This window comes from Tsuneonella troitsensis, from assembly GCF_001441535.1.
GTDB lineage: Bacteria > Pseudomonadota > Alphaproteobacteria > Sphingomonadales > Sphingomonadaceae > Tsuneonella > Tsuneonella troitsensis.
In genome coordinates this window covers 70,030-90,804 of record NZ_LMAU01000005.1, presented here as the reverse complement: position 1 = coordinate 90,804, position 20,775 = coordinate 70,030, and the positions used below count along the sequence as shown (strand labels likewise).

The following is a 20,775-nucleotide window of genomic DNA, read 5'->3' as shown; positions in this document are numbered from 1 at the left end:
CTGCGCCTCCCCCTTGCGCTACTTTCCAACCATCATAAGGTCGGCTCATGAATCCTGTCGAGATCGAAGAAGCCGTATCCCAACTTGCCTCTGAGCCCTTTGATGGGGCCGAGTTTCCTTTCCAGTTTCTGGCCGCATTTGGGAACAAGAAGGTCACGATTGACCGCCTGCGGAAAGGCAATACCAATCAGTCGGACGTCGCGGGCGGCGTCCTCCAACGCAGCAACATTCATCTCGCGACGTGCGGCGTTGGTGAGGTCGGCGCAACGCTCTCCGCGCTGCGAGACAGCCCCAAGAGCGCGAGCAACAAGGTCAAGTTCGCCCTATCGACTGACGGCGAAGAACTTCAGGCAGAGGACCTGACAACCGGCGAGACGCTCGCGTGCAACTACGTCGATTTCCCGAATCACTTCGGCTTCTTCCTCCCCCTCGCTGGCATCACGACCGTCGCGCAAATCCGCGAAAGCTCTTTCGATATCCGTGCGACCAGTCGGCTGAACCGACTTTATGTCGCGCTACTTCAGGACAACCCGGAGTGGGCGAGCGCCGAACGCCGCAGTGACATGAACCACTTCATGGCGCGGCTGATCTTCTGCTTCTTTGCCGAGGACACCGACATTTTCCCGGTGACGTCTCGCTTCACGGACACGGTCGAGCAAATGAGTGCTCGCGATAGCTCGGACACGCACGAGGTTATCAGCGAACTGTTTCGCGCGATGAACACCAAGCGGGACGACCACGAGCGAGAGGGCATTGCGAGATGGGCTCGCGCCTTCCCGTACGTAAATGGCCAACTCTTTGGCGGCTCTGTCGAGGTTCCTCGCTTCAGCAAGATCGCACGCGCGTACCTCATCCAGATCGGCAACCTCGATTGGACCAAGATCAACCCGGACATCTTCGGATCGATGATCCAAGCGGTCGCCGATGATGAGGAGCGCGGCGCGCTCGGCATGCACTACACCAGTGTGCCGAACATTCTGAAAGTGCTGAACCCGCTGTTCCTCGGCGACTTGCGGGCGAAGCTGGAGGAAGCAGGAGACAACGGGCGCAAGCTACTCAACCTGCGTAATCGGATGGCGAGGATCAGGGTGTTCGATCCCGCCTGTGGAAGCGGCAACTTCCTCGTCATTGCCTATAAGGAAATGCGGGAAATCGAGGCTGAGATCAATCAGCGACGCGGCGAGCCCGACCGCAAGACCGACATCCCGCTCACCAACTTTCGCGGCATCGAGTTACGCGATTTCCCTGCCGAGATCGCCCGCCTCGCGCTGATCATCGCCGAGTATCAGTGCGACGTTCTTTATCGCGGACAAAAGGAGGCGCTGGCCGAGTTTCTGCCGCTGGATTCCGAGAACTGGATCACATGCGGCAACGCGCTGCGTCTCGACTGGCTAAGCATCTGTCCACCCACTGGGACGGGTGTTAGAGTGCGGAGCGACGACTTGTTCGAAACTCCCCTCGACCAATCGGAGATCGACTTCGAAAACGCGGGTGGTGAGACCTACATTTGCGGCAATCCACCATACAAAGGAACGCGTAGCCAGAACGACGATCAAAAGCGCGATCTCGATTTTTTATTCGACCAATATGCAGTAAATCACAAATCTCTCGATTATGTTTCTGGCTGGTTCTTAAAAGCCGCCGAAACGAACCGTGTAGCGAATTCGCGAAGCGCTTTCGTCTCAACGAACTCTATTTGCCAAGGAATTCAAACCTCCTCACTATGGCCTACAATTTTCTCGCTGGGGCAGCGCATTAGTTTTGCGCATACCTCGTTCAAATGGCAAAATCTCGCGTCGAGAAATGCTGGCGTCACAGTGGCCGTCGTGGGCTTGGCCCCTTCCAGTCCGGGTTCGGCGAAGCTTTTTGAATTGGACGCTGAGGGCGCTTCCGTCGCGCGGGAGGTTGCGAACATCAGTCCCTATCTCATAGCGGGAGCAGACCTCATTGTGGAGCGCAAGACGCGTGGACCTGCGCAGTTGAGCGAAATGAACCTTGGCAATCAACCATATGACGGCGGCTATCTGATCCTCAATGGAGACGAGGTGGATGCACTGAACCTTCCCAGCGATGTTAGGTCGAAAATCGTTCGCCGGTTTCTTGGATCAGCAGAAATCATAAACGACACACAGAGATTCTGCCTTTGGATTTCAGATGACGATCTCACCGACGCCTTGGCCTTTCCAGAAGTGGCAAAGCGGGTTGCAGAAGTTCAGGCGTGGCGGCTGGCGAGCACGCGTCCCGGAACACGAGCAATGGCTTCAAAGCCTCATCAGTTTTGCGAAATGAAGAGCGGTCACACCACGATCGGCGTTCCGTTAGTTAGTTCTGAAAATCGGCCGTTTCTGACCCCCATCCTCATCGGTTATCCATGCTCGATGAGCAATAAGTCATATGCACTTTACGATGCCGAAATTTTTCAGTTGGCGATCTTATCATCAACTATGCATTTGGTTTGGATTTCCGCAATCTGTGGGAAACTGGAAACGAGGCTCAGCTACTCAAACAAGATGGGTTGGAACACCTTCCCGCTCCCCAAGCTCACCGAGCAGAACAAGGCGGACCTCACCCGCTGCGCCGAGAATATCCTCCTCACGCGGGAGGCGCATTACCCCGCGACCATCGCCGATCTCTATGATCCCGAGGCCATGCCCGAAGACCTCCGCCGCGCGCATGAGGAAAATGACGAGGTGCTCGAACGCATTTACATCGGTCGCCGCTTCCGCAACGACACCGAACGCCTCGAAAAGCTATTCGAACTCTATACGAAAATGGCAGGCAAGAAGGCGGCATGAGCGACGACAAGCTGAACCAGTTGGAGCGCCTCAACCGACTTCGCGAAGCTGGTGCGCTTTCGGACAGCGAATTCGAAGATCAGAAGCAGGCAATCCTCGTTGGCAAGTCGCGAACCGGCTCCCGACGTCTATCGGTGCTGATTGGGTTGGGGATCGTTGCCGCAATCGGCGCGATAATGCTTGTGTTCTTCTGGACGCAAGGCGGCAGCAACAGTGGTGATCCGAGAGCGGTCGCGTCTCCCGACGCACCGTCACAGGGCGAACTGGCCGTGCAGGTTGCTCCGAGCCAATCGCCGACGCCCGAGGCCACCACATCGGTGTCGGCGGGCGATAGGCTAACCTTCGCGACATCCGATCAGGTAATCGGGACGAACCCCGCTTACCTCGAACAGCGGCTTGGCATTCCGAGGGAGAGGAGCGCGGGCTACTTGGTCTTCGAACTTGGCGGCTGCACAATCTCCTACTCGGCAACCGGTAGCCGGGTTACCGGCTTCACGGTTGATGTCGGCCCCTCATGCTCGCCCACGATTCGCGGAAATCGGATCGGCCCCCGGACAACCTTCGGGGAAATCCTCAACAGGGATAATTGGGGCCAGTTCATTGCCGATTGCCTTTACGGTTGCGGTAACGCCGCCGATCCTGTGATCGCCCTGAGCTATCGGGGTAGCCGCGCGACCAACTTTATCTCCATTCGTTATTCGACATCTTATGATCAGGCGAGTGACGCTCTTAGTCTGTGGGAACAGGGGGTGCGCCGCGAAGCGGGGCTGAGTGAATACGAGTCTCCTCTCGACTACGAGCCGTTCAATTGCGCGAGCAACCCACCAGAAGATGCGCGCCGCCTAATGCCGAGGATGAGGGTTAGGAGCATATCGGTGACCGGTGACGAGGTAGGCCCATGCTGATGAGAAAGCTCAGGACGCGGGCCGTCAGCGATCTCTCGCGGGGAGCGCTCTTGTCTCGCACTAGACCGCAAAGCTCATCTCACCGAGAGGGAGCACGAAAACGATGACCACTTCCAAACCCATTCCCGCCGTCTCCTTCCAAACTGCGCGCACTGGCGCGTCCACGAAGTCCAACGAGATGGGCATGCGCCCGATGCAGGAGCGCGCGTATGCAAAGCGCGGCGAGCAATACCTGCTCATCAAGTCGCCGCCCGCCTCGGGCAAATCCCGCGCGTTGATGTTCATCGCGCTCGACAAGCAGCATAATCAGGGACTGCGGCAGGCGATCATCGTGGTGCCCGAGAAGTCCATCGGCGGAAGCTTCATGGACGAGCCGCTGAGCCAGTTCGGCTTTTGGGCGGACTGGGTGGTGAAGCCGCAGTGGAACCTCTGCAACACCCCCGGCCCCGACGAGGAGCGCGTCGATCCCTCGAAGATCAAGGCCGTGGGTCAGTTCCTCGCGAGCGATGACAAGGTGCTGGTCTGCACGCACGCTACGTTCCGTTTCGCGGTCGAGCAGCTTGGCGTCGAGGCATTCGACAACCGGCTGATCGCGGTGGACGAGTTCCACCACGTCTCAGCGAGCGAGGACAACCGCCTCGGTAGTCAGCTTGCCGAGTTCATCCGCCGCGACAAGGCGCACATCGTCGCAATGACCGGAAGCTACTTCCGAGGTGATGCGGTGCCTGTTCTGACGCCGGAGGACGAGGCCAAGTTCGATACCGTCACCTACACCTATTACGAGCAGCTAAACGGCTACGAGCACCTCAAGGCGCTCAACATCGGCTACTTCTTCTACAGCGGTCGCTACCTCGAAGCCATCGAAGCAGTGCTCGATCCGACCAAGAAGACCATCGTTCACATCCCCTCGGTCAACTCGCGCGAAAGCACGAAGGACAAGATCAAAGAAGTGAACGAGATCATGGACTACCTTGGGGAGTGGCAGGGAGCCGATCCCCAAACAGGGTTCCACCATGTGAAGCTCACTGATGGCCGTGTGGTCAAGATCGCTGACCTTGTCGATGACAGCGATCCTGCCCAGCGCAGCAAAGTGCTCGGCGCGCTCAAAGACCCGGCGCATCGAAATGACCGCGATCACGTGGACATCATCATCGCGCTCGGGATGGCCAAGGAAGGCTTCGACTGGATTTGGTGCGAGCATGCCCTGACGGTTGGTTACAGGTCGAGTTTGACGGAGATCATTCAGATCATCGGACGCGCGACACGCGATGCTCCGGGGAAGGAAAGCGCTACTTTCACCAACTTAATTGCAGAGCCTGATGCGTCAGAGGCAGCGGTCGTCGGTGCGATCAACGACACCCTCAAGGCCATCGCAGCGAGCCTGCTGATGGAGCAGGTGCTTGCTCCGCGCTTCACCTTCACGCCAAAGGACGCAGGCCCTCTCAAGGACTTCGACTACGGCTCAGAAGGTTACAAGGAAGGCGCGAACAATGTCGGTGTGAACGGGGCCACGGGTCAGCTTCACTTCGAGATCAAAGGTCTGGTGAAACCGAAGAGCGGGGAGGCGCAGCGCATCTGTGCCGAAGACCTCAATGAGGTCATCACTCAGTTCGTGCAGGACAAGACCAGCCTCGAACAAGGCTTGTTCAACGAGGAGATTCTGCCGCAGGAACTCACCCAACTGAAGATGGGTAAGATCGTGCGAGAGCGATATCCTGAGCTTAGCCCCGAGGATCAGGAAGCGGTCCGCCAGCACGCGATAGCCGCACTCAATGTGACTCAAAAGGCCAAGGAAATCGCGAGCGGAATGGGTGGGACCAGCGAAGACGAGACACGAGTTAACACCGCCCTTATTGACGGCATCCGCCAGTTCGCGACCGATGTGCGCGATCTCGACATCGATCTGATCGACAGCATCAACCCATTTGAAGCTGCCTATGCTGTGCTCGCCAAGTCGATGAACGAGAGCGTCCTCAAGCAGGTCCAGTCAGTGATCTCGGCCCGCAAGGTAAAGATACCATTGGAGGAAGCGCGCGAGCTTGCCGTCCGGTCGCTGCGCTTTTTTCAAGAGCGCGGTAGACGGCCAGAGATCACCTCGCAGGACGCGTGGGAGCGGCGAATGGCTGAAGGGGTTGCTGCACTGGCCCGCCATGTCGCAGAGACCAAGAATGGCTGATTTGACGGACGACGAACTGCTTGCGGCGCTCGGGGTCGAAGTCGCGCAGCCGAAAGCTCGGACTTACACGGCTCGTGAAGAGCGGGTGATCGCTGGGTTCGAGGACATCGAGCGGTTCTTCGAAGAGCATGGCCGCGCCCCACGGCATGGCGAAGATCGGGACATCTTCGAGCGCCTCTACGCAGTGCGGCTCGACCGGCTACGCGAACTCGAAGATTGCCGAGAGTTACTCACGGGATTGGACAAGCACGGACTTCTTCAGGGGGAGACCGAGGCTCACGCGCCTGTGGTGGACGAACTTGACGACGATGCGCTGCTCGCACAACTCGGCGTCGAGACCAGCGGAGGCGATGACGACATTCGCACGCTAAAGCACGTGCCGAGTGCCGAGGAGCGCCGCGCAGCGGAGGAAATCGCCACCCGCGACAAATGCGAGGACTTCGCCAGATTTAAGCCGCTGTTTGAGCAGGTGAAGCTCGACCTCGAAGCTGGCACGCGCGAGACGAGACCATTTGAACTCAAGGCTGAAATCAGGCCGGGAGCTTACTTCATTGTGGGCGGTCAGATCGCGTACGTAGCCGAGATGGGCGAGGTGTTCACCACCGCCCACGGACGCTCCGATGCCCGCCTAAGGGTGATTTTCGACAACGGCACGCAGAGCAACATGCTCATGCGGTCCCTACAGCGCGCTCTCAATGGCGACGAAGCGGGCCGCAGGATCACCGACCCTGAAGCTGGGCCGCTCTTCTCCGGCCAAGCCGAGGAAGGCGATTTGGCGAGCGGGACGATCTACGTCCTGCGCAGCAAGTCCGATCATCCCGTGGTCGCGCAACATCGGGATATCGTCCACAAGATCGGCGTCACCAATATGGCGGTCGAAAAGCGCATCGCTGGTGCACAGCTTCAGCCCACCTTCCTCATGGCCAATGTCGAGATCATGGCGCAGTACACGCTCTACAACATCAACCGGACGAAGCTGGAGAAGCTCATCCATCGGGTCTTCGGCGCGGCTTTGCTCGACATCGAAATTCCGGATCGGTTCGGCACTATGATCAAGCCACGCGAGTGGTTTCTCGTCCCGCTCGACGTGATCAATGAAGCTGTCGAACGCATCCGCGATCAGACCATTGCCGATTATCGGTATGATCCACGTGAAGCTCGACTAGTCTATTCAAAAGCCGTGTGACCTTACCGCCTCCAGAACGATAGCGATTACATGGATCACCAGCAAATCAAACCCTCTCATTACGTAATCGTCTCTGCGATCTTTGCCTTTGGTATGACGGCGATTTTCGCATGGTTGGATGTAATCCGTTTCGCGATGGTGTGGCTTTTTGGGGCCCTGCTGGCTCTCACCCTCCTCACAAGAAAGAAGGCAAGAACCCCTTTGGGTTGGAAGGTCGAGACGCTGGCCTATGGGGTGGCTGCTATGATTGCTTTCGTTTCAGGCCGCGCATTCATGGGGGACGCTGAAGCTACTGACAAAGGCGAACGCACCCCTGTCGATGTCTCAAAAACTCAGAAACCCGACACAGCGCCTACTCCAGAGAGTGCCACTCCTGTTGCCGACCAGCCAACGGTCAGCGTGCCGCTCGTCACGACAATCGACGAAGTTCTCGACGCTTACGCCGCCAATCAGATCGCAGCCGCGAAAAGGTTTGGTTCAACCCCGGTTGAAATCAGTGGCGAGGTGGTTCGTGTCCGGGAGGCTTTCGGCACTGGGTTTGCCATCTTGCGATCCCTCAAAACCAATCGAGAACAGGAATTTGGATTCTCTGACGGCGGGACGAAGCAGCTTGTAGCGGTCAGTCCGGGTGACCGTGTGAAGGTGACGTGCCCGAACGTGATGGAAGCGATGAGCATTGTGCTGACCGTGAATTGTTCAAAAATCGAACCAGAGTAACATCGGATGGTACGGATCGTCGGTCACGGTTGGTCTTGAAAACAGCAATCTTTGCAAACTGGCAATTTTCATGGAATCTGCTATAACTCTCGCATGATCCGCACCCACCGCATTCGCGAGGTCGTGCCCTTAGGAAACTAAGGAGCACTACTTGTCCAAGCATTGTTCACAGCCGGGTTGGCTGCTCGACCTTCTCATCGAAGGCATTGATCAACACTGTCGCGGCTTTGCGGGCGATTTGCTGCGCGCGAGCACGGAGCGTCTTCAAGTGACCGCTGCGTATTTGGCAGTGAGGCCCCCCGGTCGCGATGAGATGGCCCGCGTCGGCCAGTTCCTCAGCAGCGCAGATCACTTAACGATCTTGGAAGCCGGGTACAGCGACGTCCCCAAGGGCTTCCGCCGCGCCTTGAGTCGGATCGGCTCACAGGTGCAGGATCAGCGGTGCTATTCGCTGCTGTACGAGACCCTCGCACGCCCCCCGTCTTCTGATGTTGTGGAGTGCATCCACCGGATGCCATCCATCGACCGGCAGAAGCTTTTGATCGCGCGCATGCTGTCGCCATCCAGCTTGGTTCGTCCGAATGTGGTCAATGCAATCGCGGGGATGACTGCGACGAACAGTGTGTCGTTGGCTGTCGATGTCTCCACCGCGTTTCGACTTTTGGTCGAGCGCGGCGTGGACGCCGACGCCCTCACTGACGCGATCTGCCGGATTCGCTCGGAGCGCGAATTGATGAATTTGTGGAGCAGGTGGTTGAGTCGGTGCATTTTCCCCGCCCACCCGGTGCCTGACACTGAGGCCTACGAAGGAATTGTGTGTGGGCAAGATTTGATGCGCTTGGCCCTCCAATTCCGGAATTGCTCCAAGCGATATTTGCTCCCCATTGTCGCCGGGGAGGACGGGATGGGGGTCTTCTATCATGCGGGTAAAAGCGCGATGGTCCATCTGCGCCATTCTGAAGGCCGCTGGCGCATGGAGGGCGCGTATGGCCCCCGCAATGCTCCGCCCCCATCTTCGCTCCGAGAGACGCTCTACGGGCATTTGGAAGCACATGGGGTGGTGGTCAGCGGAAGGAAGCGGAAAAGGTCCGAGTGGGATGCGGTTCGTCGTTTGACGCAACCCCACTTTTTCAACTTTGAGTTCGACTGAGCTTGCCGAAAGCGCCTTCCGGAACTTGTGGCTGATAACTCGCTTGACCCTCACTTGCCCCCTGACTTCTTGACCCGGTTCTTCGCGCTACTCCTCCGGCTGTTCGCGCGGCGGCGCTCTACCCGTTCTGCGGCCTGCGCTGGAGTGAGTTGCGACGTCCGCGCCCCCTTGGGCCTCTCAACTTCCATCAGACCAGCTTCGTCTAACGGATTGACGTCAACCTTGGTGAACCCTGAGCCAAGAAGCGACGCGCGGAGAAACTCGGCCTGTTCGCGGCTGTAGACGTAGACATCGTAACACCCTTCGTAATCGGCATTCCGGATAGCGCCACGCATCGCGAATTGAACCAAGTCCTCACCCTCGCGAGCCGCGTAGATGTCCGCGCCAGAAATCTCGAAGATATCCTGCATGGCTGCGTCTTCGGGCACCGGCTTGCTGCTGTAGATGAAGGCGCATGATGTGGCCGCCCGGTAGATGTTGAGCCCTGCCACCTTGGGGTCAGCCATCGTTCCCGGAATGCGATGTTCGAACGAATTGCGCACAACCTCATTGCCCGACCAAAACTGAAGATCGCGGACGTTAGCGGACAGCCAGTTTTGCACCTGAACGAGGCAGCGACGTCCTTCCGACGTCGCCCAAAAGGTCGTTGATCCGCTGTGGGAATCGGTGAAGTAGTTGATCGTGATGTGCGGTTGCGCAGTACGGGGCGCATCAATCACATGCCTCTGGACGACGAGGTTCGGCTCAACTGACACGAGCGCCCTGTAGCCGATGCTGCTCAGATAACCCGCTCCCGCGATACTCACTGTCGCGAACGCACTTTGCGCGAGCGGAGACCACATCGAGAACCAAGGTAGCGCGCGATCCCGCCCTTCGCGCCAGTCCGCCGCTTGGACGTAAACCCCATGAGGACGATGTACGTGTTTGTTGAAGTCCATGTGATTGGCCCAGATCGAGTCTTGCTTGACCTTGGCCCAAGGCTCCGCAGCAGCCTCGGCACGGACACGCGACCAATCGCTACCCGAGAGAGGCGTGAGTGAGTACCGCTGATCAAAGGCATGCCACCCGCTCGCGAGGCTCAACATTCCACAGGCCAGAGACTGCGGGGCCTCATCGATGCACAAGTTCCATCCCGCGAACCCGCTCAGGTCACAGTCCATCATCGTTTCGTGAGTGACGAAGGCAATCACATCATCGAGGGGGGCGACGTCAGCGGGAAGATCGGCAAGCTGACGAGCAACCCTGCCTTTCCGTCCATTGCGTGAATGAACCTGACGAACCGGCAATAGGGGAGCGGAATGACGAACGCGACCGTACTGCTCTTCGATCAAGTCAATCGTAGGGCACGCGAATAGATGCTTGCCTCCGCTACTGATCGCTTCGGTGAGGAGATACGTACTCTTCCCACTTCCCGGTGGACCCACTATTACATTAAGTTCGCTCATAAACTGCTCTTTTGCGGTGACACGCGTCTTCTAAAGAGAGAGTGTGTCACGCGCATTATTTCTATTCGTCTTCTCCTCAATCTGAGCCGCTGCCTTTCAGTTAAGGCGTCGAGCGAAGCGAAAACGCCTTGGCTTGAAGGCAAGGATCGCCATGACCGGGCGCGTGCGCACGGGCGGGGCTCAATCGTCATAAGTTGATGTCCCGCTCCCTTCGGTCCCGGTCCATGCTGCGCTTCGAAACGACCACGCGGCAAGCCGCAGGCCGTTCCTTGGCAGCTTGATTTCCGATGCCCCCTCTTCCATTATCGGAGGTTCAGTTTGGCCCGTATTTGCTCGAACTTGCGCCTGCGATCTGTTGCTCGGCATCCCGTCGAACTGGGATGATCAAGAGCGGCGCAGCCGATCTCAACCTGAGACGCAAGTCACCCTTGGTCACGCTGCCTGCTTCGACGGAATACCCTGTGCTTGAGCAATCCGGGCGCAAGCGATCTCGAAATACTCCGGGTCACGCTCGATTCCGACGAACTGGAAACCCTCCCGGAGAGCCGCCACGCCCGTGGTGCCCGAGCCCATGAAGGGATCGAGGACGATGCCGCCCGGTGGCGTTACGAGACGGCACAGGTACTGCATGAGGGCGAGTGGCTTCACCGTAGGGTGATTGTTCGCCCGTGGGACCTTCTGACTGTTCTTGATCGAGGACGGCTTGCCTGACGTTCCATTCGCGGTCTGGAACCACGGCTTGGTGGACTTCGCGAGATCGTCGAGACCCTCGTCGCGCTCACGGGTCGAAGGCTTGGCACAGTAGAAGAACGGGGCGTACTTTTCGGCCAGCCCCGTCTCACCATCGTGGATGACATTCGCGGGGAAACGTTCACCCACCCGGCAATCGTCGATGTTGATCCCGCCAGTGCGGTACTCCAGCGTGTTCTTGGCGACACTCGACTTCGCCAGCAGCTTCCGCGCCATGACTATGGGCTCGTGAGCGGGCTTGAGAGCGGTGCCCCAACCTTGCCACTGATCGGCCTCAAGGGTGACGGGTACCTTCGAGCGTTGGCCGAACTCGCCGATGTTGACGGTCTGGACACCCTGCTCTTCCTGAAGCTTAGTGAACCCGAGGCGAGGCTGCTTGCCGACGATCTCACGCTTGGCACCGAGGGTGCGGTCGATGCCCTTGGCAACATCGTGTGACTTCGGGAATCCCTGACCGTGTAGCCACATGATCTGGTCGCGGATTTCGAACCCCGCATTCTCAACCTTCACCGCGAGACGGTGATAAGTGCGTGGTCCACCGAAGCTCAGCAAATGGGCACCGGGCTTCAGGGTGTCGTGGACCATTTGCCACAGAGCAGTATCGGGAACATCATAGTCCCAAGCTTTGCCCATGAAGTTGAAACCGTAAGGCGGGTCGGTGACGCAAGAGTCCAGTGCACTGAGGTGAGGCAGAACAGTCGCGCTGTCGGCAAGGTACAGCGTAGCTGCGCCGATGATGACGCCGCTGGGAATCGACTCCCGGATTGAAACATTGCTAAGCTTTGAAGCGGCCAATTCCACCGTCTGATGTGGCAGGGAAGTGCGTTCCGACATGGTTGTTGATCTCCGTCTTAATTTGAAGCGCGAAGCATGCCGTTGAAAGAACGCCATCGTCGAAGAGGCTCAAATATCGACCTGTTTCCATGATGTTGGCTCTCAGATGAAGCGCCTTCCAAATCGAGATGCGTTCAACTCACACGCGGTGAAGGCCGTTTTAGAGGTTACCGAGGGTACCCTCTACGAGATGATTCGAACGGGGGAGATATGGGAACCTTCGCTCGACGAACGGGGCCGAAATGTATGGTCGTTCGAGGCGGTTGCAGACTGCTGCTTACGCCAGATCGACCGTTGGCTCGATGAGGATGTGTTGCATGTGCTGCGGGCGCAGCCATTCCGACGATGCCGACATTCGCGCGAGGAACTGGAGGAGCTTCGACGTTGGATTCACACTCAAACGATGAAGCGTAGGAATTTTCAATCGCACGTAGAGGCGTTGGAATGGGATGATACGCATCGGATGGCGGAGCGAAATCTCGAACTCCTGCAATCAACCGATCCGGCCAATGAACGGCAGCGGCTCGGTCGATTTTTTGGGTGGCTTCGAGATGATGGGCTTCGCGCTTCCAAATTAGCGGGATTGGAATCTTTCGGACCCCCGGCACCGCCGCGAGATGAGGATTGAGTCGTGGCCGACGATTTCCGTAAAATACCTTCGATGGGTTGCAGTACTCGACCTCGATCTCCTCTTCATGGAAGAGTTTCAGTCTCCAGCAGCGTGGCCTCAATGAGGTCGTCGTGATGGCGCTACTTCAATACGGCGAATGCCGATCATCCCAGCATGGCGGCGAGAGCCTGATCTTCACCAAGAGCGCGTTGGCCGACATCGAAACCGATTTTGGCTCGACCGTGCACGAAATGTGCGAGAGGCAGCGGTACACCTAATTGATCGTCTCGGACGGATGTTGATCGCCGTGGCGCGGAGTTATCGCACGGTCCGCTGAGAGGATCGGCAAAACCATCCGGGCTTGGGAGATTATAGCCCACACCGAGATGCCGTAACCGTTCCCGACTTGCCAAAGTCTCTGTTCCCTCCCGCGAACAGTTCCGAACTGGCCGGTGACGTCAAGAGCATCATTTTTGCAACAGAAAGTTCAATTAGTGGACTGTTCCTCGAAAGAGAACTCTAAGCAAGATTGATTAGAGAAGCGCATAGCTCCAATTGAAACGTGAAAGATCGGGAGCGTACCCCGCTTAATCGCGAACTTTGGAGGTCTAATAATGAGCACTTATCTTTGTTACAATATAGAGTGGGACTCGGAAGAAGCGACTAGTCATGAAGAAAACCGAATAGCAAAGGTGACTGTAGGTTATTTTCAACTCGACGCTAAGGAGGAGGCCCACGAAGAAGGCGTTGAATATGTTCTGGGGGATAAATTGGCAAATGAAGCGGGATGGTGCGTCATCGATTTTGATTACTGCAAGGTAGCGGAAGAAGATGAGCAACGGTTCTGCGCTGAGTGGGCGCAACGATGTCCCTGAAGGATTCTTGCGAACGAGGGCGCGCAGGGTCGGAGGATTACAAGGGAGCTTCGATGTCGAGAATGAACGACTGTTGCAGTGTCATGAAGGCGTGACCGCACCATGAGGTTGAATTCGTAATGGTGTACGAACCGATTCGCATTTGGGTGAGCGAACAATCTCTGAACCGGGACATGCTCACTCAAATCCGCACCTTGGTGCGGGAGGAGCTTCTCTCGAAACAGTGGCTGAGACCAGCAACTCGCCGTCCTAAACAACGTGATCTGACTTGTGCGGTGCGAGGATTGATCTCTGCGGGGCTGGATATCACGCGCGTCGAGATCAGCGCCGATGGCAGCATCTTAGTAGACACCACCCCAATCCATGGCATCAAGGACTCGGTGGAAACAGAATTTTTCAAGAGCCGCGCGCGTGCCCGCCGCTAAGCCTCGCTACACGTATCTGGCGAAGGGGCGTTACTGGCGCTTCCGCCACAAGTTGTATGGGGAGTCCGCGCTTCCCGGAGCACCCGGAGAAGCGCGGTTCCATAGTGCTTACGCTGAGAAGCTTGCGCTCGTTGAGCGGCTGTCTGCGCGCACGCCTCCATCGCAGGGAACGTTTGCTTGGCTCATAAATCGTTATCTCGCGAGTGCGGAATTCAAGGCTCTCGCGGACGCCACGCAGAGCGATTACACGAAGACGCTAAGCCTCCTGCGACAGGAGCTTGGCGATCAGCCCTTCGCTTATACGACTCGCGCGATGATCAAGGCGGTGCGGGACGACTATGCCAGCACGCCTCGAAAGGCGAACAAGATAGGTCAGATGGTTTCACGGCTCTATAGCTGGGCGGATGAGGAAGAACTCGTCGATCCGAACTTTAATCCAACGAAGGGCTTGAAGCGTCTAAAGCGCAAGGGCGGCGAAAAAGAGATTGCTGTCTGGTCAGACGAAGAGATCGACTTGGTCCTCGGCGCTGCTCCTGTGCACGTGCGGACCGCGCTCCTGCTTACTCTCTATACCGGCCAGCGTCGCGAAGACATCGTCAGCATGACATGGGGGCAGTATCAGGGCAGCGCGATCCGCGTTCGACAATCCAAGACGCACGAACCGCTTATCATCCCTTGCCACCCTGTGCTCCAGAAACACCTCGATGGCCTTACTCGCGATGCCTTGCTCATTTGTACCAACGCAAAAGGAAGACCGCTGACAGCAAACGGGCTTTCAGGAGCGATCCGGCGTGCCGTAGAAACGACCGAAGGAATGCCCCGCCGTCGATCCATCCATGGGCTTCGATATGCCGCAGCGTCGCGCATGGAGGAAGGGGGGGCTACCGTAGCAGAGATCGAGGCTGTTCTCGGCCACCGTACGTTTCGCATGGCGCTCAAGTACGCATCGCAGCGCGTGCGGGCACGGGCGGGGGTGGGGGCGATGGGGCGGAAGCGGAACGATGCGTGAACCAAAAGTGCGAACTTTCGCCGAAAAAGTGCGAACTCTGGTTGACGAGAGGGCAAAAACCCACGATTTGCGCCACGCGGCCCGATGGCGGAGTGGTTACGCAGAGGACTGCAAATCCTTGCACGCCGGTTCGATTCCGGCTCGGGCCTCCACTTTTGCAACCCCAAGGCGGATTGCGGCCACGCCGCACCGCCGCTAGGGGCGCCGGAGTGCCGCTTTAGCTCAGTTGGTAGAGCACATCATTCGTAATGATGGGGTCACAGGTTCGAGTCCTGTAAGCGGCACCAGTCTTTCAGCAGGCAAATCCAGTGGGTTAAGGAGAACGGTCGTTCGGCTGGGACGGCGTTTGGGTCCTATTTGGGGCGCTTTGGGTAGGAAAAAGGGCTGTAGCAACTCCAAGCCCACTTAACGCAGGCTAAGCTGCTCCGTCTAAGGGTTATGCTTCTTACCGTCAGCTTTCGGGTAAACCGACAAGCACACGCGATGTCCGAGATGAGGGTGGGTTTCAGACATAGGCGCTTGCTCTTCCCGGTTGCCGCAGGCAGCTTCCACCAGGGGAGAATCGCCACATGCTGTTGAGACTTGCCGCCGTAGCCGCGCTGATTGGAGTCAGCCTTCAAAGCACAAGCGAGGCCTATGCGTCGGACAACAGCGAATTCTGGGCCTCAAGAAGTGTTACGATTCCCGCCGAACCCCCGGTGCCTGCGGTCCGGATCGGCGTCTGGGACAGTGGTGTCGACTTGTCGCTTTTCGAGGGTCGGATTGCGACCGATTCTGACGGCAACCCCCTGGTGCGCGGCTACGACGAGTTCAAGCAACGCCAAGATTCGCCCATGGCGGTGCTGCCGCCAGAGCTCCAGGGCCGCCAAGACGAGCTAAACAAAGACCTTGCGGCTTTCGACGACATTGACTCAGGCGTTGAGAGCCCGTCAGCTTCCGAGATGAAGGCGAGGCTCGGGGCAATGAGCAAGGAAGAAGAGGCCGAGTTCACGAACGACCTCGGCCGGTGGGCCGGCTACACTCATGGCACATCTGTCGCTGACATCGCCCTGCGAGACCACGGGCGCGCCGAACTCATCGTGGCAAGAATGGAGTGGTGGCATGGCTCGCCGCCTGTCCCTTGCTGGACGCGGGAACTTGCCGATCTAGAGGCTGCCTCGGTTCGCGATTTGCTGCAATTCCTGGTCGGCAATGGTGCCCGAATTGTGAATATGTCGTGGGGCCGGTTTGAGACTTCGTACATCAAGAACCTCGAAGAATGTGCGCCCAACATGCCGGAAGGGGAGCGCAAGTCTCTCGCGCGCTACACCGTCGAGCGCATTCGAGCAGAGTTGCAATCGGGTATGGCCGCTGCACCAGACGTGCTCTTCGTCGGCGCCGCCGGTAACTCGGGCTCGCCTCTCGTGACAGAAAACCCGGCCACGCGCTTTACGCTTCCCAATTTCATCCTCGTCGGGGCGGTGGATGCCACCGGCGCGCTAGCTGACTACTCCAATCAAGGCAGCGAGGTCTCGCTATACGCAAATGGCGACAGAGTTCCGGCAAGGCTTCCAGGAGGCCTACTCAGCTTCGCAACAGGAACTTCCATGGCAACGCCAAACGTGGCGAACGCCGCGGCAAAGATGCTCGCAGTCAACCCTCGTCTGACAGGGGCGGAACTGAAAAGCCTGATGCTGGAGACGTCTGACACCAACAAGACGGGCCAGCGCCTTCTGCACCCCCGTCGGGCGGTAGAAGCCGCACGGACGATCCGAGATTAGGCACCTGGAATGAGGTCGTTAGCGGACTGGTCGCTTTCCGTCAGCGAACGGCGAAAACCGTCCATCTGCTTTCACGCGTTGGCGAGTTCCTAAACGACCGATATTGGGTGGTAAGCGGACAGTCGGGATGTATGAATTTAGTGCCCAACGTCGGCGTCAATTCCGCCGCTAGCGTCGACTTCATTAGCCGTAGTGCGATCTGATTTGCCGTGTTTCAATGGTGCCATGAACCATAGCGTTACCACAGTAATAAGAGACAACATCACTGCAACATCTAGGCTCCCCAACGCTACCGAGACGCCAATGGCGCCTGTGATCCAGAGGCTGGCAGCAGTGGCAGTACCTTTGACCGAGTCATTCCTCCGCAGGATTGCCCCGCCACCGATGAAGCCCATACCCGTGATCAATCCCTCCACTATTCGCGCCATTGCTTCCGGTGATTCAGCGGTGATCCCCTCCGCAGCTTGGATGAAACCGCAGCTTGCCACAGCGACCAAGGGGAAAGTTCGCAGACCCGCACTTCGCTCCGCTTTCTCTCGGTTCCAACCTATCGGTAATGCTAGAATGTAGGCGATGCTAATGGCGATAAGATGGGGCACCAAATCGAAGCGATCCTGGGCGAGAAATTGATCGAACATTTTTCGGTTCTCCCAGATTTGCCATCGTGGTTCGAGGGGGGGTGGCTTTACAGATAGTTAGACGCGTCTTGGCTCAGAATTAACACAATTCGCCCTAGCGGACCGCTCCAAGTCTGCAATGGGGTCGCTTGCGGACAGGCGGGTTTTTCGGCAGCGCCTCTGTTTCACCTAAGGATCTAACGGTAACCCCGTGGTCGCGGCAGCTTACGGCTTGCGGTGAACGAGCCGGCGGGTCTAACATTCTTCAACACGTCTGCTCGACACCTGCGGAGGATTGGGGACGTGGTTACAAGATGACATCCCCGCCTAACGGAGAAACCACATGGCCATTGCCAAAACGATCGAAGTGATCACGAGCTCCACCCAAGGCATGGAGGCCGCGGTGCGGGATGGCATCGCCAAAGTAGGCGAAACCATCGACAACATCGAGGGCGCATGGGTGAAAGATACCAAAGTTGTCGTTCGCGACGGCAGTGTCGCTGAATGGCGTGTAACAATGGTCGTGACGTTTATCGTCAACTAAGCCGAGGAGGGACCGATGCCGCATAAGTTTGAAGTCCATAAGGACAAGAAGGGCGAGTTCCGCGTTCGCTTCAAATACAATTCCGAGGTCATGTTTTCCTCGGAAGGTTACACAAGCAAGTCGTCGGCACTGTCTGCTATCGCATCCTTTAAGAAGAACGGTCCCGGAGCGGAGATCGAAGACAACAGCTAACAGATGTCAGATTGGCGCCGCGCGAGGCGATCGCACACGTGAGGCGTTGGTCACCTTTGAGCTGCATGGCTTGCCTCGAACTCGACGTGCCCCGCAAGCCAATGGGGTTTGTGGCGCGCACGGCGACCCGTGATCTGAATTTGTGTCGCCTCAGTTCGGAGTTGAAAGGCATTGGGATGCAGAGCAAATGGCTTTAGGCGCGTTGGACTGCAGCGACCCGGTCTAGCGCGCCACCTTTTATCGAATTCGCTGTTCGTCGGAAGAATGCTAGAGAGAGCCACCAAGGATTTGCGCCTGTCCGTCTCGCAATAGTGGAAGTGGACATAATGCTACCCCAGTGGGGAGCCCGTTGCTGGCCCAGTATGTCATATGCATCACTACCTCATACAACTTGAGCACGGTTACGATCGAACTTCAGAAGAACTGGAGTTTGAAGCGCTTGGCCCAGAGATGGCAATCTCTCGGCTGGAGACAATTCCAAATAAGCGCAGGGCGATTGTGTACGAGGATGGCGAAAAGATCGCCGATCTCACATTTTTAGAGGGGTTTTGGCAGGTTACGAGCGGGACCCCGTTTTGACGGCAATGGGGGTCTTCTTCGATTGCAGAAATTTGGACAGGTCCACGCCCTTCCATCCAATCCTCGGCGGGGCGAAGTGCGAAGGCGGGTAGCCTGCCAATGTGCGTACTTTCGGTTCCAGATTCCGGTATGTGCAGACAGAAAAATGGCCTCGCCTCCGATCGGAAGGCGAGGCCCTGAAGGGAAGAGCCGACTCGTCGGCCCTTCGGGTCGCAGTTGCGGCGATAGACCGCTAGCAACGTTGGAGATTGTAAGGACGCGACAGCGCTCGTGGCTGGGTTTCCACCTTCATTCCCTATTCGGGCGTCGTAATGTTAATATGTAAGCGATGAGGTCATCGACGTGCTCGGCTGGAATTTCGAAGTACATTACCGACGGGTAATTTTTGTGATTTAGCATCCATCGATTAAGCGACGACTTTGAAAGTTCCGGAGTATTGGCGATGGCCGAAAAGCTCGGCGCATGAGTTACGGGCGACGTTTCGCCATAACCGACCGAGTGGCAGTCTGAACAACGGTTCGCGGCCAATTTTTGTCCTCGTCCTTCCGCTGAATGGCTCGTAAGCAGTGGTGTGCCGACAACTTGCTGAGAAGCCTGTTCGGGAGCGGCCTGACAGCCAGTCAGGGCGGTGATAAACAGCCCGAGAAATATGTAAGCCCGCCCAGAATTGTGGGGCGGACGTTGAGTGTTAGCCTGCATATCCGGTCTCCTCATCCTCATCGTGCTGTTGGGCCTTGAAGTGTTTGGTGGGTACGAACCGATGCAAAAGATAATGTACGCCATTTGCTCTCTATGCTGGCGCTATCCCGTAGACAGTCCGCAACCCGAAACCGATGCCGTAAGCCAGAGCCGCCGCGGCGCTGCCGATCATCAGGGTCTCCAGACCCGAGCGGAGCCGCGGAGCATTTAGGACTAAGCCTTTTCCGATGCCCAGGGCGAGGAATGTTGCTGCTGCAAGCGCCGCGCTGATGGCAAACATGCGATCGAAAAGTCCATTGCCCGCGATGAAAGGCAGTAGCGGCAGGAAGCCGCAGAGTACGAAGGCGAAAAAGGTGTAGAGCGCTGCACGGCGGGGCCGGGCTGAAATCTCGCTGAGCTTGAGCTCTTCGGTCATCATCGTGTCGACCCACACACGTTCGTCGCTGGTAACGACTTCAACGACCTGGTCGAGTGTATCGCCTTCGAGTCCTTTGCCAGCGAATATCTGACGGATTTCCTCTTTCTCGCCTTCGGGGTTGGCTTTGATCTGCCAGTGCTCGTCCGCACGAGCTTGCGCCACTTCCTGCTGTCGGCTCCGCGTGCCCAGGTAATTGCTGATACCCATGCTGAAGCCATCGGCAAACAGATTTGCCAGGCCTAAAATGATGATGGCTGTGACAGATAGTCCGCCTCCAGCGCTTCCCGCCACCACGGCAAAAGTTGTTACTACGCCGTCCACCCCGCCAAGGATGAAATCGCCCAGTGGACTCTCGCCCCTTGGGCTATTCAGGCGATCGCGGATGCGGTCCGCCCGGTGCTCGTCACCAAGATTGCGTGTCTCGCGAAAACGCACTTGTCCTAATCTCGAACGACCATCACCGAGCACTTCGCATAACGAACGACGCGCGAGGCATTGGCGCCCAGCAAATAGTCCTTCATATTGGGTCGGTGCGACGAAAGTACGATCAGATCAGCTTCGAACATCTCGCCAGCTTCGATAAGTCCGGTATAAATCGTGCCGCTTCTGACAATCTGTTCAACATCCTCGACGCAGTGATCGCGCGCAACTTTCATCAGTTTGATCCGCGCAGCTTCCATAATCGCGCGAACTGATAAAACCGACCACTGTGCCTGCAACATCAACGGCGTCTCAGGTACAACATAAGCGATGGCCACTTTCGCTCCGAAGCAGTTGGCGAGTGCCATGGTCGTGGCAATGGGCTTTTGCCAAGAACTGGGCTCATCCAGATCGACGGCCGTCAAAATCTTCGAATACACTGGATCGCCCTTCCAGATCACCGCACTACGCGTCGGCGTGCGCTCGACTCAGGAACGCCCACCGGCGCCCTGCTACATTCAAAATCACGCCGAGATGCTGTTCCGCAACGAAGGGAAAATTTCAAGCGGCTCGGGTACAGCAGGCGTTTGCTTGGTTAGGCAATATTAGCGAGCGCAGGCCTCTGTTCTATGGGTGCCGGGCTTGCATCCTGCGGATCAGACCCCTCCA

Annotated in this window: 20 protein-coding genes and 2 tRNA genes; 16 read left to right on the top strand and 6 right to left on the bottom strand. The window is 57.6% G+C overall.

All coding sequences use genetic code 11. From position 1 onward, the window contains the following. The first annotated feature begins 47 nt into the window (after positions 1–47). The 6 genes from AR323_RS11895 (at position 48) to AR323_RS11870 (ending at position 8,929) form a co-directional block, all read left to right on the top strand. The gene (locus tag AR323_RS11895; RefSeq protein WP_057884211.1) at positions 48–2,795 is read left to right on the top strand and encodes a class I SAM-dependent DNA methyltransferase; all 2,748 of its coding nucleotides are present in this window, start codon (positions 48–50) and stop codon (positions 2,793–2,795) included. Then, positions 2,792–3,700: an SHOCT domain-containing protein gene (locus tag AR323_RS11890; RefSeq protein ID WP_057884210.1), complete on the top strand. Its 909-nt coding sequence runs from the start codon at positions 2,792–2,794 to the stop codon at positions 3,698–3,700. The genes AR323_RS11895 and AR323_RS11890 overlap by 4 nt, the downstream gene beginning before the upstream one ends. Before the next feature lie 103 nt (positions 3,701–3,803). After that, complete coding sequence (locus tag AR323_RS11885; RefSeq protein WP_057884209.1) at positions 3,804–5,876, top strand: DEAD/DEAH box helicase; 2,073 nt, start codon at positions 3,804–3,806, stop codon at positions 5,874–5,876. Beyond that, entirely contained in the window at positions 5,869–7,062 is a 1,194-nt protein-coding gene (locus AR323_RS11880) for a GIY-YIG nuclease family protein (protein WP_057884208.1), read from the top strand. Before AR323_RS11885 ends, AR323_RS11880 begins: the two co-directional genes overlap by 8 nt. A gap of 30 nt (positions 7,063–7,092) precedes the next feature. After that, positions 7,093–7,779 carry a hypothetical protein gene (locus tag AR323_RS11875; RefSeq protein ID WP_057884207.1) on the top strand — a complete coding sequence of 229 codons (687 nt, stop codon included), beginning with the start codon at positions 7,093–7,095 and terminating at the stop codon, positions 7,777–7,779. Positions 7,780–7,930: 151 nt separating this feature from the next. Further along, positions 7,931–8,929, top strand: a complete 999-nt coding sequence (locus AR323_RS11870; RefSeq protein ID WP_152980344.1) for a hypothetical protein — start codon at positions 7,931–7,933, stop codon at positions 8,927–8,929. A gap of 50 nt (positions 8,930–8,979) precedes the next feature. Here the strand turns inward: AR323_RS11870 and AR323_RS11865 are convergent, their stop codons facing one another. Both AR323_RS11865 and AR323_RS11860 read right to left on the bottom strand, forming a co-directional pair. Next, positions 8,980–10,260, bottom strand: coding sequence for a hypothetical protein (locus AR323_RS11865; RefSeq protein ID WP_152980343.1), 1,281 nt, complete (start codon positions 10,258–10,260; stop codon positions 8,980–8,982). A gap of 546 nt (positions 10,261–10,806) precedes the next feature. Further along, on the bottom strand, positions 10,807–11,958 hold the full coding sequence (locus tag AR323_RS11860) for a DNA-methyltransferase (protein WP_083495405.1): 1,152 nt from the start codon (positions 11,956–11,958) through the stop codon (positions 10,807–10,809). Between the two features lie 744 nt (positions 11,959–12,702). Here AR323_RS11860 and AR323_RS14860 point away from each other — a divergent pair. The 7 genes from AR323_RS14860 (at position 12,703) to AR323_RS11825 (ending at position 16,637) form a co-directional block, all read left to right on the top strand. Then, on the top strand, positions 12,703–12,846 hold the full coding sequence (locus AR323_RS14860) for a hypothetical protein (protein ID WP_161808748.1): 144 nt from the start codon (positions 12,703–12,705) through the stop codon (positions 12,844–12,846). Between the two features lie 336 nt (positions 12,847–13,182). Next, the gene (locus tag AR323_RS14715) at positions 13,183–13,443 is read left to right on the top strand and encodes a hypothetical protein (RefSeq protein ID WP_152980342.1); all 261 of its coding nucleotides are present in this window, start codon (positions 13,183–13,185) and stop codon (positions 13,441–13,443) included. A 119-nt stretch (positions 13,444–13,562) separates the two neighbouring features. Further along, on the top strand, positions 13,563–13,868 hold the full coding sequence (locus AR323_RS14855; RefSeq protein ID WP_057884202.1) for a hypothetical protein: 306 nt from the start codon (positions 13,563–13,565) through the stop codon (positions 13,866–13,868). Then, positions 13,855–14,877, top strand: a complete 1,023-nt coding sequence (locus tag AR323_RS11840) for a tyrosine-type recombinase/integrase (protein ID WP_057884201.1) — start codon at positions 13,855–13,857, stop codon at positions 14,875–14,877. Before AR323_RS14855 ends, AR323_RS11840 begins: the two co-directional genes overlap by 14 nt. 78 nt (positions 14,878–14,955) lie before the next feature. Beyond that, positions 14,956–15,029 (top strand) — tRNA-Cys (locus AR323_RS11835). Positions 15,030–15,088: 59 nt separating this feature from the next. Next, positions 15,089–15,164, top strand: a tRNA-Thr gene (locus AR323_RS11830). A gap of 282 nt (positions 15,165–15,446) precedes the next feature. Then, entirely contained in the window at positions 15,447–16,637 is a 1,191-nt protein-coding gene (locus AR323_RS11825) for a S8 family peptidase (protein ID WP_057884200.1), read from the top strand. A 137-nt stretch (positions 16,638–16,774) separates the two neighbouring features. On the opposite strand, the gene AR323_RS11820 is transcribed toward AR323_RS11825, so the two are convergent. Further along, complete coding sequence (locus tag AR323_RS11820) at positions 16,775–17,275, bottom strand: MgtC/SapB family protein (RefSeq protein WP_057884199.1); 501 nt, start codon at positions 17,273–17,275, stop codon at positions 16,775–16,777. Positions 17,276–17,597: 322 nt separating this feature from the next. Here AR323_RS11820 and AR323_RS11815 point away from each other — a divergent pair, with 322 nt between their 5' ends. Both AR323_RS11815 and AR323_RS14500 read left to right on the top strand, forming a co-directional pair. Further along, positions 17,598–17,798, top strand: a complete 201-nt coding sequence (locus AR323_RS11815) for a dodecin family protein (RefSeq protein ID WP_057884198.1) — start codon at positions 17,598–17,600, stop codon at positions 17,796–17,798. Positions 17,799–17,813: 15 nt separating this feature from the next. Then, positions 17,814–17,990: a YegP family protein gene (locus AR323_RS14500; protein WP_083495403.1), complete on the top strand. Its 177-nt coding sequence runs from the start codon at positions 17,814–17,816 to the stop codon at positions 17,988–17,990. 867 nt (positions 17,991–18,857) lie between these two features. On the opposite strand, the gene AR323_RS15375 is transcribed toward AR323_RS14500, so the two are convergent. The 3 genes from AR323_RS15375 to AR323_RS11800 form a co-directional block, all read right to left on the bottom strand. Beyond that, positions 18,858–19,268, bottom strand: coding sequence for a c-type cytochrome (locus AR323_RS15375; protein ID WP_161808747.1), 411 nt, complete (start codon positions 19,266–19,268; stop codon positions 18,858–18,860). A 91-nt stretch (positions 19,269–19,359) separates the two neighbouring features. Next, positions 19,360–20,121: a VIT1/CCC1 transporter family protein gene (locus AR323_RS11805; protein WP_057884196.1), complete on the bottom strand. Its 762-nt coding sequence runs from the start codon at positions 20,119–20,121 to the stop codon at positions 19,360–19,362. Positions 20,122–20,126: 5 nt separating this feature from the next. Next, positions 20,127–20,546 (bottom strand): universal stress protein, encoded by a 420-nt coding sequence (locus AR323_RS11800; RefSeq protein WP_161808746.1) that lies wholly within the window; start codon positions 20,544–20,546, stop codon positions 20,127–20,129. On the opposite strand from AR323_RS11800, the gene AR323_RS15005 reads away from it, so the two are divergent. Then, the gene (locus AR323_RS15005; protein WP_164461543.1) at positions 20,473–20,715 is read left to right on the top strand and encodes a hypothetical protein; all 243 of its coding nucleotides are present in this window, start codon (positions 20,473–20,475) and stop codon (positions 20,713–20,715) included. The genes AR323_RS11800 and AR323_RS15005 overlap by 74 nt on opposite strands. Positions 20,716–20,775 lie beyond the last annotated feature (60 nt).

Excerpts from the sequence above, each read along its gene's own strand:
- AR323_RS11890 (WP_057884210.1), top strand. The coding sequence starts at position 2,792 with ATGAGCGACGACAAGCTGAACCAGTTGGAGCGCCTCAACCGACTTCGC.
- AR323_RS11860 (WP_083495405.1), bottom strand. The coding sequence starts at position 11,958 with ATGTCGGAACGCACTTCCCTGCCACATCAGACGGTGGAATTGGCCGCT.
- AR323_RS11885 (WP_057884209.1), top strand. The coding sequence starts at position 3,804 with ATGACCACTTCCAAACCCATTCCCGCCGTCTCCTTCCAAACTGCGCGC.
- AR323_RS11875 (WP_057884207.1), top strand. The coding sequence starts at position 7,093 with ATGGATCACCAGCAAATCAAACCCTCTCATTACGTAATCGTCTCTGCG.
- AR323_RS14860 (WP_161808748.1), top strand. The coding sequence starts at position 12,703 with ATGGCGCTACTTCAATACGGCGAATGCCGATCATCCCAGCATGGCGGC.
- AR323_RS11825 (WP_057884200.1), top strand. The coding sequence starts at position 15,447 with ATGCTGTTGAGACTTGCCGCCGTAGCCGCGCTGATTGGAGTCAGCCTT.
- AR323_RS14715 (WP_152980342.1), top strand. The coding sequence starts at position 13,183 with ATGAGCACTTATCTTTGTTACAATATAGAGTGGGACTCGGAAGAAGCG.
- AR323_RS14855 (WP_057884202.1), top strand. The coding sequence starts at position 13,563 with ATGGTGTACGAACCGATTCGCATTTGGGTGAGCGAACAATCTCTGAAC.
- AR323_RS11820 (WP_057884199.1), bottom strand. The coding sequence starts at position 17,275 with ATGTTCGATCAATTTCTCGCCCAGGATCGCTTCGATTTGGTGCCCCAT.
- AR323_RS11815 (WP_057884198.1), top strand. The coding sequence starts at position 17,598 with ATGGCCATTGCCAAAACGATCGAAGTGATCACGAGCTCCACCCAAGGC.
- AR323_RS14500 (WP_083495403.1), top strand. The coding sequence starts at position 17,814 with ATGCCGCATAAGTTTGAAGTCCATAAGGACAAGAAGGGCGAGTTCCGC.
- AR323_RS15375 (WP_161808747.1), bottom strand. The coding sequence starts at position 19,268 with ATGCAGGCTAACACTCAACGTCCGCCCCACAATTCTGGGCGGGCTTAC.
- AR323_RS15005 (WP_164461543.1), top strand. The coding sequence starts at position 20,473 with ATGGTCGTGGCAATGGGCTTTTGCCAAGAACTGGGCTCATCCAGATCG.
- AR323_RS11880 (WP_057884208.1), top strand. The coding sequence starts at position 5,869 with ATGGCTGATTTGACGGACGACGAACTGCTTGCGGCGCTCGGGGTCGAA.
- AR323_RS11895 (WP_057884211.1), top strand. The coding sequence starts at position 48 with ATGAATCCTGTCGAGATCGAAGAAGCCGTATCCCAACTTGCCTCTGAG.